The organism is Pseudomonas sp. Sample_16, assembly GCF_004307665.1.
Lineage (GTDB): Bacteria > Pseudomonadota > Gammaproteobacteria > Pseudomonadales > Pseudomonadaceae > Aquipseudomonas.
In genome coordinates, this window is record NZ_RCOB01000098.1 from 1 (window position 1) to 16,104 (window position 16,104).

The window sequence follows — 16,104 nt, forward strand, 5'->3', positions numbered from 1 at the left end:
ATGGTCGACAACGGCATCAAAGGCACTCTGCTGATCGCCGAAGAAGGCATCAACGGTACCGTGTCCGGTAGCCGCGAAGGCATCGACGGGCTGATGGCCTGGCTCAAGAACGACCCGCGCATGGACGACATCGACCACAAAGAGTCGTACTGCGACGAACAGCCGTTCTACCGCACCAAAGTCAAACTCAAGAAAGAAATCGTCACCCTCGGCGTCGAAGGCGTGGACCCGAACAAAAAAGTCGGCACCTACGTTGATCCGCAGGACTGGAACGCACTGATCAGCGATCCTGAAGTGCTGCTCATCGACACGCGCAACGATTACGAAGTCTCGATCGGCACCTTCGAAGGCGCCATCGATCCGAAAACCACCAGTTTTCGCGAATTCCCCGACTACATCAAAGCCAACTTCGACCCGGCCGTGCACAAGAAGGTCGCCATGTTCTGTACCGGCGGCATTCGCTGCGAAAAGGCTTCGAGCTACATGCTCAGCGAAGGCTTCGATGAGGTCTATCACCTCAAGGGTGGCATCCTGAAGTACCTCGAAGAGGTGCCACAGGAAGAAACCAAGTGGCAGGGTGACTGCTTTGTGTTCGATAACCGCGTGACCGTTCGCCATGACCTGAGCGAAGGTGATTACGATCAATGTCATGCCTGTCGCACGCCGGTCAGCATCGAGGATCGCGCCTCCGAGCACTACGTAGCCGGTATCAGCTGCCCGCATTGCTGGGACAAACTGAGCGAGAAAACCCGGCGCAGCGCCATCGATCGGCAAAAGCAGATCGAACTGGCCAAGGCCCGCAACATGCCTCACCCGATCGGCTACAACTACAAGCAAGCATCATCTTCCGAGGCCTGAACCATGTCTGCGCGCCTGCTCTATGTGATGGACCCGATGTGCTCCTGGTGCTGGGGCTTTGCTCCGGTTGCAAACGCATTGGTAGAGCAGGCGGCGGCCGCCGGAGTGGAGGTGCATCTGGTAGTGGGCGGTTTGCGCACCGGCAGTGGCGCCGCGCTGGAACCGACCACCCGGCGCTATATCCTTGAGCACTGGCAGGCGGTCACCGAGGCTACCGGCCAGCCGTTCAAGCGTGAGGGCGCGTTGCCTGACGGTTTTGTCTACGACACCGAACCTGCCTGCCGTGCGCTGGTGACGGCTCGCAACCTGGCGCCGGATTGTGCCTGGAAACTGCTCGGCCTGATTCAACATGCCTTTTATGCTGAAGGTCGCGATGTCACGCGCGCCAGTGTCCTGGTGGAGCTGGCAGAACAGGCCGGTCTGCCGCGCATCGAATTCGCAGCAGCGTTTGATCGTGCCGATACGCATGCCGCGACGGCTGCCGACTTCACCTGGGTCCAGGACCTGGGCATCGCCGGTTTCCCCACGTTGCTGGCTGAGCGAAACGGGCAATTGGCGTTGCTGACCAATGGCTATCAGCCTTTGAGCGTTTTGTCCCCGCTGCTCGGCCGCTGGCTGGAGCGCGCTGCCTGTGCATGACCTGCCCGACGAAGCCGTAACCGCTAAACGTGTCGACCGCTTGAGCTGGGCGGAAATCCGTCGTCTGGCGCTTCATCACAAGAAATCGCTCTGGATCGCCAACGGCGTTGCCGTACTGGCGACGCTGTGCAGTGTGCCGATCCCGTTGCTGCTGCCGTTGCTGGTCGATGAAGTGCTGTTGGGGCACGGTGACGCCGCGCTGAAAATCATGAACCTCGCGCTGCCTGAGGTTTGGCAAAAAGCCGCCGGTTACATTGGCCTGATGCTGGTGGTGACCCTGGCCCTGCGTTGCGCGGCGTTGCTGTTCAACGTGCTTCAGGCGCGGTTGTTCGCTGCCTTGGCCAAAGACATCGTCTACCGCATTCGCATCCGCCTGATCGAACGCCTCAAGCGTATTTCACTGGGTGAATACGAAAGCCTGGGCAGTGGCACCGTCACCACTCATCTGGTCACCGACCTGGACACGGTGGACAAATTTGTCGGCGAAACCCTCAGCCGCTTCCTGGTGGCCATGCTGACCCTGGTCGGCACCGCCGGGATTCTGATGTGGATGCATTGGAAACTGGCGCTGTTGATTTTGCTGTTCAACCCGTTGGTGATCTATGCCACGGTGCAGTTGGGCAAACGGGTCAAGCACCTGAAGAAACTCGAGAACGACAGCACCTCGCGATTCACCCAGGCGCTGACCGAAACCCTGGATGCCATCCAGGAAGTGCGCGCCGGCAACCGTCAGGGCTTTTTCCTCGGTCGATTGGGGCTGCGGGCCAGGGAAGTTCGCGATTACGCGGTCAATTCCCAATGGAAAACCGACGCCTCGAACCGGGCCAGCGGTCTGTTGTTCCAGTTCGGCATCGATATCTTTCGCGCCGCCGCCATGCTCACGGTGCTGTTTTCCGACCTGTCGATCGGCCAGATGCTCGCGGTGTTCAGCTACCTGTGGTTCATGATCGGTCCGGTCGAACAACTGCTGAACCTGCAATACGCCTTCTACGCGGCGGGCGGTGCGCTGTCGCGCATCAACGAGCTGCTGTCGCGCGCCGATGAGCCGCAATACCCCAAGGGCGTCGACCCGTTCACCGGACGCGAAACTGTCGGTATCGAGGTCCAGGGCTTGAGTTTCGGTTATGGCGACGAGCTGGTGTTGAACCAGATGAACCTGTCTATCGCCCCCGGTGAAAAAGTGGCCATCGTCGGTGCCAGCGGTGGCGGCAAGAGTACGCTGGTGCAGTTGTTGCTGGGCCTGTACACGCCGCTGGCGGGAACCATTCGCTTCGGCGGCTCGACCCAGCAGGAAATCGGCCTGGAAACGGTGCGGGAAAACGTCGCGGTGGTTCTGCAGCATCCGGCGTTGTTCAATGACACGGTGCGCGCCAACCTGACCATGGGCCGCGAACGCAGCGACGAGGCCTGCTGGCAGGCCTTGGAAATCGCCCAATTGCACGCCACCATCCATGAACTGCCCAACGGCCTGGACAGCATTGTCGGGCGGTCCGGCGTGCGTTTGTCCGGCGGTCAGCGCCAGCGCCTGGCCATCGCGCGGATGGTCCTGGCTGAACCGAAAGTGGTCATTCTGGACGAAGCCACCTCAGCGCTGGACGCCGCCACCGAATACAACCTGCACCAGGCATTGGCGCGGTTCCTCAGCAACCGCACCACGCTGATCATTGCCCACCGGCTATCGGCGGTAAAACAGGCAGACCGTGTGCTGGTGTTCGACGGTGGGCAGATTGCCGAGGATGGCGATCACCAGCAGTTGATTGCCGACGGCGGCTTGTATGCCAAGTTGTATGGGCATTTGCAGCAGCACTAGATCAGTTCCACAGGACGTTCAAAGCATTTTCACCGCCGTCGAAACCGAACTCCTTGACCACCACCGAACACGATTCGCAAGGTGGCATGGTGGTAGCGACGTTCACGGTTTCGATCGATCCGGCATCGGGGTATTTTTCGCGAATGGCGCTGATCAACTTGCTTTCACTGTCCAGTGATGTGGGCCTGCGCGTCAGTGCCGGGTGATAGTTATCAATTTCCTTTATGGTTGCCGGCACAGCGAGCAGTTTTCCTTCATTCGACACGAGCAGTGATGTGTTGGGAAATTCCTGATTCATATCGACATTGAAGTAAGTCGTTTCACCGACCCTGATCTGATCTGCGCCAAGATTCTGTTTGAACAAAGGCAGATGCCCGGTCGCCCCCTGCGCCCCCGAAACACTGACATAGACCTCGCGCTTCCCGGTGGCAGTGACGACTTCCGCGTAGGCGATGTTTCTGGGATTGAATGAACGCTGGTTGTAAGGGATAAGCTTGTGCAGCTTCATCATCGTTTTCTTGATATTCAATGCGCTGTCGGCATTGTTCAGCACGGTGCTCGGCTCAAGGAACAATGTATCGAAGATTTCCACGGTTCTTTTCCGGAAATCTTCTGATGCGACCTTGCTTCGCGACCAACTGGTTGCCCCTTTGGGCAATTGCGTGACAATCATTCGGGTCGAGTGATCGAACAGCACCGCTTCGCCTGGACTGGTATCGACTTTGAGCAGCTTGAGCGTGTCCGGCGGATTCACGTGGCCGCCAATCGGAATGGCAATCTCTTCCATGGTTTGCAACGCTCGCTCCACTGCCGGCGTGCCGTGAATCCTTGCCACATTGTTGGCATTCAATGAACCGGTGTAGACCGTGAGCAGTTCTTGATTGAGATCTTCCGGCAATCTCGAAGCTTTCCTGAGATTCAGTTTGTCCGTCAGGTTTTGACCTTGTGCCAGTTCGGCGACATAAAAGTGTCCGGCATCCAGGCGGGTAAACACGTAGCGCTTGGATTCGTCTATCGCCGGGATGATGATGGCACCGGCTTCGAAGGTGTCGAACTGACCCTGTTTGCCGTAGGGGATTTCTACCTTGATCCTGCCATAGATCCCTTTCTGGAACTCCACCGTAGCCGGGAGCGATCTTTTAGACTTCAGGGTTTTAAGCAACATCGCCCGATCCGCGGTGGCCGGCGTATAGATACTGTCTCCGAACCACGGCGCCCAGCCTTTAGTCTCGTCGAAACTGCCAATGGCCGGCGTCGGGGCCGGATCGACGGTGACGAATGTGGTCTTGCAGACATCGGCACCCGGATGGCGGCGTACCCGGCAAGGCAAGGATTTGAACATCGCCTGGTCATCGATCAAGTCGGCACGACGCAGTTGGTCGTTGTCCAGTCGATAGGGGATGTCATCCACGAACAGAGTGGTACGACCATCGACTTCGAGTACTTCACGGATACGGGCATGCTCCGGAAGTTCTACCAGGGTGTGCGTATCGGTGGGGGCTAACGTTTTGAAGGTTGAGCGGCCAAGTATGAGGTTGTCGCTGTGATTGTGCAGGCGGGGACCATAGGGCAATGACGTTACCGGGTCGACCGGGTGGAATCGGGTCAGGTCCGACGGGCTGGTGTTGCGCACGAGTACATCATCGACACCGTCGATCGTTGCCAGTCGATCACTCGATGTCAGAGGTTTCCAGCGCCCGGGGTCGGTTGCTTGGGGCAGGTTGTGAACCAGTCGGTAGCTGTCGGTGTTTCCTGCCAGTTTTCTCAGTCCACTGACACCAAAGCGGCCCGCCGTATACAGCCCTTTCCACGTACCGCTGCCGATTGCCTTGAGCAATGACGGAACCCCGTCCAACGGGTTCAGGTTGCGCAGCGACGCGACCAGCAGTTTTCGGGTCAAGGTCGAAAAGGAAGGCAGACTTGCTTTGACGGCCATGCGCGAGGCTGTGGTCGCGGCCCTGATCAAACGCACCGACCCTGCCATGAATTTCCCGATGGGACTGACGAAAGAAGCCAGGTCCATGACGAGTCCGATCACGCCTGTGAGTATCTGGCCTGACAGAAGATCGTCAATACTGCCCCAGAAGGGTACAAACGCTTTGGCAATCTCTACGAAAGTATTGCGCCGTTGTTCGTTCCTGGCCCTGATAGTGTCGAATGTTGTCATGCCACGTGCCTGGGCACGTAATTGGCTTTCATCGACGTACAGAAAGTTTGTTGCAATGTATTGGGCCACTGCATTCAAACGGGTGATGACCTGTGCCGTTCCTTCGGTATTGGCGGTGGCAGGCACGTCACCGACCACGCCGAGGATCGCTATGCAATACGCCTTCTCAGCGGGCCTGGTGCCGTTCAAGTGCGCAGACCAGTCAAGAAGCAGCGAGGTGCTGATTTCAGCAGTGTATGTTTGTCCAGGAATTGAAGCGTGCAAGGGGTACGTGGTGCGGACGCCTTCGACGGTTGAAAACCTCAAGTGGTCTCTGCGACGAATCATGCCGGCGCTGGGTATCAATTCGTAGTAGGTGATTTCATGATTGTGGGTCACCTGTAGAACGAAACCTTTTCGTGGCCGGATATCGCCGCTTGTTTCGATGCGTGCCTGCTCCAGGTGCAGGCTCAGCAGGCGGACGTCACCTTCTACGAGGGCCTGGCGGTCGGCCAGTGGCAGCGAGGTCAGCAGACTGGCGATCAGAGTCTGATAGGCCGTCCTGATTTTCGAGAGGTAGTGTGCAAAGTCCGTTGCAAACTGCTGGTTGATATCAGGCAGCGTCTTGCCCCCGTATCGGGTCAGCACAGGCCTTTCGATGCCCCTGTGGTCTTTGCGAAACGGCTCATGATGCACGGTTCGCATGTCGTCGATTTTGATCCAGAGACTGGTTCGTGTCTTGCCATCGGATTGGGTGACAAAAAATTTTCTGCCGTCATCGAGCTGACCATCGGCATAGACATCGAGGAATGCATCGCCTGGCAGGTTCAACGAGGGCATATCCTTGGAACCCAGGCTGCTTGGTGGATCATCGCGCAACAACTTGCGCCCGTCCGATTCGAACATTGCTTCGCCAAACACATCATCTTTTGCCTGCTTGGCCATTTTCAGCCTTTCAGGGGGTGGCAAATCGAGGGTCATGACAGCTTTGTTCAGGCTCTCGCTGTGGCTTTCCAGGGCGGCCGTCGCCCGCGTCATATCGTTCTCGTCGTAATCCGAGTTTGCGCGCGATTGAACGATGCCACAGCAGATCGCCCATTCCAGTGCCGGTCCCATCCTCAGTCGGGTAATCTGCTCAAGTTGTTCGGACGAGGCGTCGGCGCTCCGGGACAGGGGCAGGTCGACGAGCTGTTGAAAGGACAGGGTTTGCGATCGATTCAGGCCGAGTTCATCTGCCAGCAGCACGCCGTGCATGAAGTTCACCCACACCACCGAACTTTTGTAGGGAAGATCGGGCGGGATGTCGCGCACAGCGAAGTCCTTCGAGAGGCGGGTCTGGTACACGCGCGCCAGTAATATCGCATCCTTGATATTGGTGAGCCGCCGGGTGTGCAGCAAGTGCTGTTCGAATTCGCTGCGCAGGCTCTGGTAGCTTTTGCCCCAACGTGCCGGATCTTGCCAGCGGAAGCCGGCGAGTACTTGCGAGTCGTCAGCCGACGACTCCTGAAAATAGAGGCATATGGCTTTGCAAATCAGTTGATTGCGTACGGATGTCGACGTCTGTTCGCCGGGGTGCGCGCCATACCACTTGAGTTTCTTCAGCAGTTGGTCTGCAAGTTCCTGTGTTCGAGGTGCGCTCAAGATTTCCTGGAGAATTACCGAGGGCGTTGTACGCAATTGCTCTTCGGAGGCCAGACGCAGTACATCGCCGCCCAAATGACGGATCAGCGACGATTCACTGCTGATAAAGGTTTTAACGGTATCGACGATTTGAGCATTGATGAGTTTTGTCTTGTACTGGTTGATGGTCAGAGACTGTGCAAGCGTGGGGGCGTTGCGTTGCAAGGTCTTGAAGCGTTGTTGATCCTGAGCTGTAGGGCGGGCAATGAAATAATCGATATCCGGACCGTCATCCAGTCCCAACTCTTGTCGGGCACGAACTTCTTTGGCAGCCGGTGTGTCGGGTTTAGCTAAAGGTGTCGATGTCATGTGGCACTCCTCGTGAAATCAATTCCCGCAACAACACGTAGGGGAATTCTCGAGTGCCCAGTAAATCGATCTCGAAATCTGCTGTGGCTGTACATATTTATGGCAGTGTTTAGAGTGACCGAGGCTGATCCTCCGCTTGCCGGAACCTTGAACTCACCCTAGTCTAGCTACAGCGAATTCGTCCGGATGACGGTCAAGCAGTGCTATTACAAGGGAACACATGAATCAAACGCGGACACTCGGATCGCCACGGCTGTTGGGCATCGTCTGGCCTTTTATCGCCGTTGTGCTGTTCCAAGCCTTGTTGGGCGGCGTTAGCCTGTATGTGCTGTCGGCGGTTCGCGGCTATGTTGCCGGCGAAAGCCTTTGGTCCAAGGGCCAGAAAGACGCCATCTATTACCTCAATCTCTATGCCGACAACGGCGATCAGGACATTTTCCGCAAGTATCAGCAGGCCATTTCCGTTCCTCAGGGCGGGCATGAATTGCGCGTGGCGCTGGATCAGCAACCGCCGGATATCGAAGCAGCGCGGCTGGCCATTCTCAAGGGCGGTAACCACCCGGACGACGTCTCCAGTCTGATCTGGCTGTACCTCAATTTCCGTCATTTCAGTTATCTGGAGAAAGCCATCGACCTGTGGACGGTGGGTGACGATTACCTGGTCAAACTCGACGACGTTGCACGTGAGATGCACCAGCACATCACCGCCCACCCGACTTCGGCGGCGGATATCCAGCGCTGGAAAGCGCAGATTTTTGCCATCAATGATGAAGTGACACCGGCGGCGAAAGCCTTCAGTGACGCGCTGGGCGAAGGCTCGCGGATGATTCTTCGCTTGTTGCTGCTGACCAACCTCGCCACCGCCCTGGGCTTGATCGTGCTGGCGTTGATGCGTACTCACAAACTGCTCAAGCAGCGCCATGAATTTGCCGATGCCTTGCAGCTGGAAAAGGACCGGGCGCAAATCACCCTGCAATCGATTGGCGACGGGGTGATTACCACGGATGTGGATGGCGCCATCGCCTACATGAATCCGGCCGCCGAGGCGTTGACTCACTGGAAGGCCGAGCAGGCCGCAGGATTGCCGCTCGCGGCGTTGTTCAATCTATTGGATGAAAACGCCCAGTCCGATGGTTTTACCTTGATCGAACATATTCTCAGTGGGCAACTCAGCGGTGGCAGCGAGCATTCAAAACTGATTCAACGCCTCGATGGCAGCACGGTTTCGGTGACGCTGGTGGGGGCGCCGATCAGCAATGCCGGCAAGGTCAGCGGCACGGTGCTGGTGTTGCACGACATGACTCAGGAGCGGCAATACATCGCCAATCTGTCCTGGCAGGCGACTCATGACGCCTTGACCGGCCTCGCCAATCGCCGTGAATTCGAATATCGCCTGGAGCAGGCGCTGCATAACCTGACGCGCCAATCAGGGCGGCATGCCTTGATGTTTCTCGATCTGGACCAGTTCAAACTGGTCAACGATACCTGCGGCCACGCCGCGGGTGACGAGTTGCTGCGGCATATCTGCGCGCTGCTGCAATCGGGTTTGCGTGAAGGCGATACCCTGGCCCGGCTGGGGGGTGACGAGTTCGGCATCCTGCTGGAAAACTGCGGGCCAGAGGCCGCGGAGAAAATCGCCGAGTCGCTGCGCCAGACTGTGCAGAATTTGCACTTCGTCTGGAAGGGCCGGCCATTCGTGACCACCGTGAGTATCGGTCTGGTGCACGTTTCGCAGAATCCGACCACGCTTGAAGCCTCGCTGCGCGCTGCCGACATGGCGTGCTACATGGCCAAGGAGAAGGGCCGCAATCGGGTTCAGGTCTATCACCCCGATGATTCGGAATTGTCCCTGCGCTTCGGTGAAATGGCCTGGGTGCAGCGCCTGCACATGGCGCTGGAAGAGGACCGCTTCTGTCTGTACGCACAGGAAATCGCGCCCCTGGGCGTCGACTCGGGCGGCGGGCACATAGAGATTCTGCTGCGTCTGCATGATGAAGCCGGGCGCATGATTCTGCCCGACAGCTTTATTCCTGCGGCGGAACGTTACGGCCTGATGAGTTCGATCGATCGCTGGGTCGTACAGAACGTATTCAAGATCATTGCCCAATGCCGGGCCGAGCCGCATTGCGGGCCGCTGGCCATGTGTGCGATCAATCTGTCAGGCACAACCATCGGAGATGAGGCGTTTCTCGACTTCCTGCGCGAACAGTTCGTGACGTATTCAATTCCCGCTGAAATGATTTGTTTTGAAATCACCGAAACCAGCGCCATTTCAAATCTTGGCAGTGCAATCAGATTCATCAATGAACTCAAAGGCTTAGGTTGTCTGTTTTCGCTCGACGATTTTTGCGCCGGTATGTCCTCATTCGCGTATCTGAAACATTTGCCTGTAGACTTCCTGAAGATTGACGGGAGTTTCGTAAAGGACATGCTGGACGACCCGATTAACCGCGCCATGGTCGAGGTGATCAACCACATCGGGCATGTCATGGGTAAGCGCACAATTGCCGAGTTTGTCGAAACGACTCAGATCGAACAGGCTTTGCTGGAGATTGGTGTAGATTATGCTCAAGGGTATGTCATTGAACGCCCGCAGTTGTTTACCTGCGATAGTCTCCAGAGTCGTCCGGCCAGGCCTCAGCCTTTGTTGTTCAAGGCCCCTGGCACGTTCCGTTGAAATCTCTCGCTGATCTAATAATCACAATCAAAAGGAGCTCGACAGTGATCGACACATTCAACCGAACCGGACCGCTCATGGAAGCTGCGAGTTACCCTGAATGGGCTCAGCGCCTGATCAAGGACTGCAGCGAGAGCAAGCGCCGGGTGGTCGAACACGAACTGTATCAACGCATGCGAGATAACAAACTCAGTGCGAAGACCATGCGCCAATACCTGATCGGTGGTTGGCCGGTGGTCGAACAGTTCGCGTTATACATGGCCCAAAACCTGACCAAGACCCGATTTGCCCGCCATCCGGGCGAAGACATGGCGCGTCGCTGGCTGATGCGCAACATTCGGGTCGAATTGAACCACGCCGATTATTGGGTGAACTGGAGCCGTGCACACGGCGTCAGCCTGGAAGATCTGCAGGCACAACAGGTTGCCCCGGAACTTCACGCCCTCAGCCATTGGTGCTGGCACACCAGTTCTTCGGATTCGCTGATCGTTGCCATTGCCGCCACCAACTATGCCATTGAAGGTGCGACCGGCGAGTGGTCGGCGGTGGTTTGCTCCAACGGCGTGTACGCTGCTTCTTTCCCTGAGGAAGAGCGCAAGCGTGCGATGAAGTGGCTGAAAATGCATGCCCAGTACGACGATGCCCATCCTTGGGAAGCGTTGGAAATCATTTGCACCCTGGCGGGGATGAATCCGAGCAAAGCCCTGCAGGTGGAGCTGCGTCAGGCAGTGTGCAAGAGCTACGACTACATGTACCTGTTCCTGGAGCGCTGCATGCAGCTTGAGCACGCAGAGAAGGCACCGGTAACCCGTGAGCGACTGGAATTGGCCGAAAGCTGATCCCGAGAAGCCGCTGTAGAACTGTGGGAGCCAGCTTGCTGGCTCCCACAGTCTTTTGTGCAGCGAGCAACGGCTCAGCCTGCCATCGCCAACCGATTACGCCCCTCGCGCTTGGCCACATACAGCGCATTATCAGCCCGTCGCACCAGGCTTTCGGCAGACTCGCCAGGCAGCAGGGTCGAGCAACCGAGGCTTACAGTCAGTTGAATCGAGCGCCCATCGGCGATGTATTCCTCGCTCTGAGCGGCAAACCGCAGGCGTTCACCGACCAGGGCAGCAGCTTCCCGGCTGGTGTTCGACAGCAGAATCAAAAACTCCTCGCCGCCGAAACGAAACACCATGTCGACGTTGCGCAACTGATGTTTGATCGAAGCAGCAACTGCCTTGAGCACGTCATCACCCGCACTATGACCATGGGTATCGTTGATCTGCTTGAAATGATCGATGTCCAGCATCAACAACGACAACGGTTGCAGATGGCGCCGTGACAGATCTATTTCCCGCTGCAGGGTCTGATCCATCGCGATGCGGTTGCCGGTGCCGGTCAACGGGTCGCGTAACGCGCTTTGAGTGGCTGCGCGGTACAGCAGGGTATTGCGCATCGGATACAGCAATGTCGCCAGCAGCGATTCCAGGTTGCCCTGTTCCTGCTCGCTGAAGCGCTGGTTGCGGCGAAACACCAATTCACCCAGATGTTCACCCTCATGGCTGAGGCTGTAGCTGATCGAGTGGTGGCCGCGTTGACCGAACTCAAGGCGCAGGTCGCTGCTCTTGTGCTCGTAGCTCAAGGCATCCAGCGGGACCAGGCGCTGAACTTCAACAAAGAACAGGCCGAGAATGCGTTGGGGTTCAAGACTGGTTTGCAGTTGCAAGCTCAACTGCTGGCGCAGTTTCGCAAGGCTGGCAGGCCTTTCTGGAGAGGGTTGCTGCTGACCAAAACCCAGGCGCTGCAATTTGGCGCTATCGAAGTCAATTGCGTTGGTCTGGGAAGGTGATTTCATATGGCGTGCGCCCTTGAGCAGTAAGGCTGTGTCTTACAAGCTGGGTGAGAGCGGCTTTAGGCTGCGCGTCAGTACTGGTCCGTCAGCCCCGTAGGACATTTCGTACAAGTTTAATCGGCTTTGTAGAAGATTTGGAGCCTGTCGACTCCAGCTCCGCCCGGTTCGCGTTCACACGGCGTATGTGAGCAAGTGCAGAGCGAAAGTCGTGCCAAATCAGGGGGTGTTGATAAGGCCTTATAAATCAACTGTTTAGAAGATTCAAGAACGGTTGTGGTGCATGCGCTGACATAAGTTTGACTGGAGTTTCACTTCGGCCTCGGTGCCGCGACGGAAATTCGCCGCGGCACAAAAGCGACGTACGGCATTACTGGGCGTTAAAAGCTTGCCCGTTGATGCCTGTGCTGTCCGGACCCATCAAATACAGGTAGACCGGCATGATCTCCTCGGGCGTCGGATTGTTGAGTGGGTTTTCTCCCGGATAGGCCTGGGCGCGCATGCTCGTGCGGGTGGCGCCCGGGTTGATGCTGTTGGAACGCACTGGCGCCACGGTGTCGACTTCGTCTGCCAGGGTTTGCATCAAGCCTTCAGTGGCAAACTTGGAAACGCCATAGGCGCCCCAGTACGCGCGGCCCTTGCGTCCAACGCTGCTGGACGTGAATACCACCGAGGCGTCCTTGGACAGCTTGAGCAGCGGCAACAATGTGCTTGTGAGCATGAACATGGCGTTGACGTTGACTTGCATGACCCGCATGAAGTTTTCGCCTGACAGTTGTTCAATCGGCGTGCGCGGGCCAATGATCGATGCGTTGTGCAGCAGGCCGTCGAGGTGACCGAATTCGGTCTCGATCATCGCCGCCAGCTCATCGTATTGATGGGGCAGGGCGGTTTCCAGATTGAACGGAATCACCGCCGGTTGCGGGTGACCTGCGGCTTCGATTTCGTCGTAGACCTGAGTCAGGTTGGCTTCGGTCTTGCCCAGCAACAGCACGGTTGCGCCGTGAGCCGCATAGGTTTTAGCGGCGGCAGCGCCGATGCCACGGCCAGCGCCGGTGACCAGAATGACCCGATCCTTGAGCAAGTCGGGGCGGGCGGAATAATCGAACATAAAAAACCTCACGACAATTCAACAATAAGGCCGGCACTGAACCTGTGGCGAGGGAGCTTGCTCTCGCTCGGCTGCGAAGCAGTCGTAAAACCTGCAAATTCAGTGTGCCTGATAGATTGCAGTGGCAGATTAAAGGGCCGCTTCGCAGCCCAGCGGGAGCAAGCTCCCTCGCCACAAAAGCATCTCTACTCAGCAGCTACACAAAGCGCTATCAAGCACCTTGCGCAACTCCAGTGGATGATCGACCACCACATCCGCTCCCCAGTGCCGCGGGTTGTCGTCCGGGTGGATATAGCCGAACGTCACTGCCGCAGTCTTGGTCCCGGCATCGCGACCCGATTCGATATCGCGCAGGTCATCGCCCACGAACAGCACGCTGGCCGGATCCAGATCGAGCATCTTGCAGGCCAGGATCAACGGTTCCGGGTCCGGTTTGCTGTTCTTCACATGGTCCGGGCAGATCAGCAAGGCCGAGCGTTCGGCCAGCCCCAGTTGTTGCATGATCGGTTCGGCGAAGCGCAGCGGCTTGTTGGTGACCACGCCCCAGATCAGGTTGGCCTTCTCGATGTCCGCGAGCAGTTCGCCCATGCCATCGAACAGTTTGCTGTGCACTGCACAACCGACGAGGTAGCGCTCCAGGAACTCCAGACGCAACGCCTCGAAACCCGGCGATTCCGGGTCCATCGAGAACGTTACCGCGACCATTGCCTTGGCGCCGCCGGAGATCTCGTCGCGGATGTGTTTATCGTTGATCGGTGGCAAGCCACGGTCGGCACGCATCGCCTGGCAGATCGCAATGAAGTCCGGCGCCGTGTCGAGCAGGGTGCCGTCCATGTCGAAAAGAACTGCTCTGATACGCATCGGCTTACTCCTCGCGCAGGGTCTGGATCATGTAATTGACGTCCACGTCGGACGCCAGTTTGTAATGCTTGGTCAGCGGGTTGTACGTCAGGCCGATGATGTCCTTGACGGTCAGCCCGGCCATGCGGCTCCAGGCACCCAGCTCGGATGGGCGAATGAATTTCTTGAAGTCGTGGGTGCCGCGCGGCAGCAGCTTCATGATGTATTCGGCGCCGACGATGGCGAACAGGTACGCCTTCGGGTTGCGGTTGATGGTGGAGAAAAACACCTGGCCCCCCGGCTTGACCATACGGAAGCAGGCGCGGATCACCGAAGACGGGTCCGGCACGTGCTCGAGCATTTCAAGGCACGTGACCACATCGAACTGTTCCGGCATTTCTTCGGCCAGGGCTTCGGCGGTGATCTGCCGGTATTCGACGCTCACGCCGGATTCCAGTTGATGCAACTGCGCGACCGCCAGCGGCGCTTCACCCATGTCGATACCCATCACGGTGGCGCCGCGTTGAGCCATGGCTTCGCTGAGAATGCCGCCGCCGCAACCGACGTCGAGGACTTTCTTGCCGGCCAGGCTGACGCGTTCGTCAATCCAGTTGACCCGCAACGGGTTGATGTCGTGCAGAGGTTTGAATTCGCTTTCGCGGTCCCACCAGCGATGGGCCAGGGCTTCGAATTTGGCGATTTCGGCGTAGTCGACGTTGCTCATGGGTTAAGTCCTCTAAAACTTGAAAAATCCTGTTGCCCCGGGGTTGAGTCCGGGGTGCTTACGATTCGGTACGGCCGCTGATGCGTTGGCCCCAGGCCTTGGCAGTGGTGACCAGTTGCTGCTCATCCAGGCGTGTCAGGCGACGGTCGTCGAGCAGTTGCTTGCCGGCGACCCAGACATGTTTCACGCAGTCCCGGCCGGTGGCATATATAAGCTGTGAAACCGGGTCATAGATCGGTTGCTGGGCCAGGCCGGAGAGATCGAACGCGACGATGTCGGCGGCTTTGCCGACTTCCAGCGAGCCGGTGTCGGCTTCGATCCCCAGGGCGCGGGCGCCGTTGAGCGTGGCCATGCGCAGGGCGCGATGAGCGTCCAGCGCGGTGGCCGAACCGGCGACAGCCTTGGCCAGCAGCGCGGCGGTGCGGGTTTCGCCCAGCAGGTCGAGGTCATTATTGCTGGCGGCGCCGTCGGTGCCCACGGCAACATTGACCCCGGCCTGCCACAAACGCTCCACCGGGCAAAAACCGCTGGCCAGTTTCAGGTTCGACTCCGGGCAATGAATCACATGGGTGTTGCTTTCTACCAGCAGCGCCAGGTCTTCTTCGCTGATCTGGGTCATGTGAACGGCCTGGAAGCGCGGCCCCAGCAAGCCCAGGCGAGCGAGACGGGCCAAGGGGCGTTCGCCGCGCTGTTCGAGCGCTTGCTGCACTTCGAAGGCGGTTTCATGCACGTGCATGTGGATCGACGCGTCGAGCTCTTCGGCGATCACGCGGATTTTTTCCAGGTTTTCATCGCCCACGGTGTAGGGTGCATGGGGGCCGAAGGTGATTTTGATGCGGTCGTGATGCTTGAGATCGCCAAACAGTTCGATGCCCTGACGAATGGCTTCGTCCGCGCTGCTGGCGCCGGGGATCGGGAAGTCGAGGATCGGAATCGCGATTTGCGCACGAATACCGCTGTTGTGGACGCACTCGCTGGCAACCTTCGGGAAGAAGTACATGTCAGAGAAGCAGGTGACGCCACCTTTGAGCTGTTCGGCGATAGCCAGATCGGTGCCATCGCGTACGAATGCTTCATCGACCCATTTGGCCTCGGCGGGCCAGATGTGGTTTTCCAGCCAGGTCATCAACGGCAAGTCATCGGCCATACCGCGGAACAAAGTCATTGCCGCGTGCCCGTGGGCGTTGATCAGGCCCGGGCTGAGCAACATGCCCGGCAACTCGCGGACTTCGCGTGCATCAAGCTTCAGTGCAATTGTGCGTGGGCCGATAAAAACGATGCGCCCGTCGCGGATGCCCAGGGCATGATCCTTGAGGACAACGCCGGCAGGTTCGACGGGTACCAGCCAGGTCGGCAGCAACAACAGGTCGAGCGCAGCGGCAGTGTTCGGCATCGAAGGTCCAGTGCTTTTGTAAAGGATGGCGAAGTATACCCGAGCGTCTTCGCGGGGGGATCGCTATAATCGGCGGCTTTTGT

Annotated in this window: 11 protein-coding genes; 5 read left to right on the forward strand and 6 right to left on the reverse strand. The window is 58.1% G+C overall.

The features are described from left to right. From D8U69_RS14635 to D8U69_RS14645, 3 genes are all read left to right on the forward strand, one after another. Positions 1-858 (forward strand): rhodanese-related sulfurtransferase (locus D8U69_RS14635; RefSeq protein ID WP_130907600.1); only part of this gene is annotated, 858 nt, incomplete at its 5' end. Positions 859-894: 36 nt separating this feature from the next. Then, positions 895-1,497, forward strand: coding sequence for a DsbA family protein (locus D8U69_RS14640; protein ID WP_177336610.1), 603 nt, complete (start codon positions 895-897; stop codon positions 1,495-1,497). Then, a complete protein-coding gene (locus D8U69_RS14645; protein ID WP_056856468.1) occupies positions 1,490-3,307 on the forward strand; it encodes an ABC transporter ATP-binding protein in 1,818 nt (605 codons plus the stop codon). Before D8U69_RS14640 ends, D8U69_RS14645 begins: the two co-directional genes overlap by 8 nt. A 1-nt stretch (position 3,308) precedes the next feature. On the opposite strand, the gene D8U69_RS14650 is transcribed toward D8U69_RS14645, so the two are convergent. Next, positions 3,309-7,442, reverse strand: coding sequence for a hypothetical protein (locus D8U69_RS14650; protein WP_130907601.1), 4,134 nt, complete (start codon positions 7,440-7,442; stop codon positions 3,309-3,311). A 220-nt stretch (positions 7,443-7,662) separates the two neighbouring features. Here D8U69_RS14650 and D8U69_RS14655 point away from each other — a divergent pair, with 220 nt between their 5' ends. Together D8U69_RS14655 and D8U69_RS14660 are read left to right on the forward strand one after the other, a co-directional pair. Next, positions 7,663-10,119, forward strand: coding sequence for an EAL domain-containing protein (locus tag D8U69_RS14655; protein WP_056856466.1), 2,457 nt, complete (start codon positions 7,663-7,665; stop codon positions 10,117-10,119). 44 nt (positions 10,120-10,163) lie between these two features. Then, positions 10,164-10,958: an iron-containing redox enzyme family protein gene (locus D8U69_RS14660; protein WP_130904145.1), complete on the forward strand. Its 795-nt coding sequence runs from the start codon at positions 10,164-10,166 to the stop codon at positions 10,956-10,958. A 74-nt stretch (positions 10,959-11,032) separates the two neighbouring features. Here the strand turns inward: D8U69_RS14660 and D8U69_RS14665 are convergent, their stop codons facing one another. The 5 genes from D8U69_RS14665 to D8U69_RS14685 all read right to left on the reverse strand — a co-directional run bounded on the left by D8U69_RS14665 (position 11,033) and on the right by D8U69_RS14685 (position 16,021). Next, entirely contained in the window at positions 11,033-11,959 is a 927-nt protein-coding gene (locus D8U69_RS14665; protein WP_056856464.1) for a GGDEF domain-containing protein, read from the reverse strand. 364 nt (positions 11,960-12,323) lie between these two features. Then, complete coding sequence (locus tag D8U69_RS14670; protein ID WP_056856463.1) at positions 12,324-13,064, reverse strand: YciK family oxidoreductase; 741 nt, start codon at positions 13,062-13,064, stop codon at positions 12,324-12,326. 189 nt (positions 13,065-13,253) lie between these two features. Continuing rightward, positions 13,254-13,925: an N-acetylmuramic acid 6-phosphate phosphatase MupP gene (gene mupP / locus D8U69_RS14675; RefSeq protein ID WP_056856462.1), complete on the reverse strand. Its 672-nt coding sequence runs from the start codon at positions 13,923-13,925 to the stop codon at positions 13,254-13,256. Between the two features lie 4 nt (positions 13,926-13,929). Further along, entirely contained in the window at positions 13,930-14,628 is a 699-nt protein-coding gene (ubiG, locus tag D8U69_RS14680) for a bifunctional 2-polyprenyl-6-hydroxyphenol methylase/3-demethylubiquinol 3-O-methyltransferase UbiG (protein ID WP_056856461.1), read from the reverse strand. A gap of 58 nt (positions 14,629-14,686) precedes the next feature. After that, positions 14,687-16,021 (reverse strand): TRZ/ATZ family hydrolase, encoded by a 1,335-nt coding sequence (locus tag D8U69_RS14685; protein ID WP_056856460.1) that lies wholly within the window; start codon positions 16,019-16,021, stop codon positions 14,687-14,689. Between the last annotated feature and the right edge of the window lie 83 nt (positions 16,022-16,104).

Bases quoted from the DNA above. Each gene is read 5' to 3' on its own strand.
- D8U69_RS14640 (WP_177336610.1), top strand. From the start codon at position 895: ATGTGCTCCTGGTGCTGGGGCTTTGCTCCGGTTGCAAACGCATTGGTA.
- D8U69_RS14650 (WP_130907601.1), bottom strand. From the start codon at position 7,442: ATGACATCGACACCTTTAGCTAAACCCGACACACCGGCTGCCAAAGAA.
- D8U69_RS14655 (WP_056856466.1), top strand. From the start codon at position 7,663: ATGAATCAAACGCGGACACTCGGATCGCCACGGCTGTTGGGCATCGTC.
- D8U69_RS14665 (WP_056856464.1), bottom strand. From the start codon at position 11,959: ATGAAATCACCTTCCCAGACCAACGCAATTGACTTCGATAGCGCCAAA.
- D8U69_RS14670 (WP_056856463.1), bottom strand. From the start codon at position 13,064: ATGTTCGATTATTCCGCCCGCCCCGACTTGCTCAAGGATCGGGTCATT.
- mupP (WP_056856462.1), bottom strand. From the start codon at position 13,925: ATGCGTATCAGAGCAGTTCTTTTCGACATGGACGGCACCCTGCTCGAC.
- ubiG (WP_056856461.1), bottom strand. From the start codon at position 14,628: ATGAGCAACGTCGACTACGCCGAAATCGCCAAATTCGAAGCCCTGGCC.
- D8U69_RS14685 (WP_056856460.1), bottom strand. From the start codon at position 16,021: ATGCCGAACACTGCCGCTGCGCTCGACCTGTTGTTGCTGCCGACCTGG.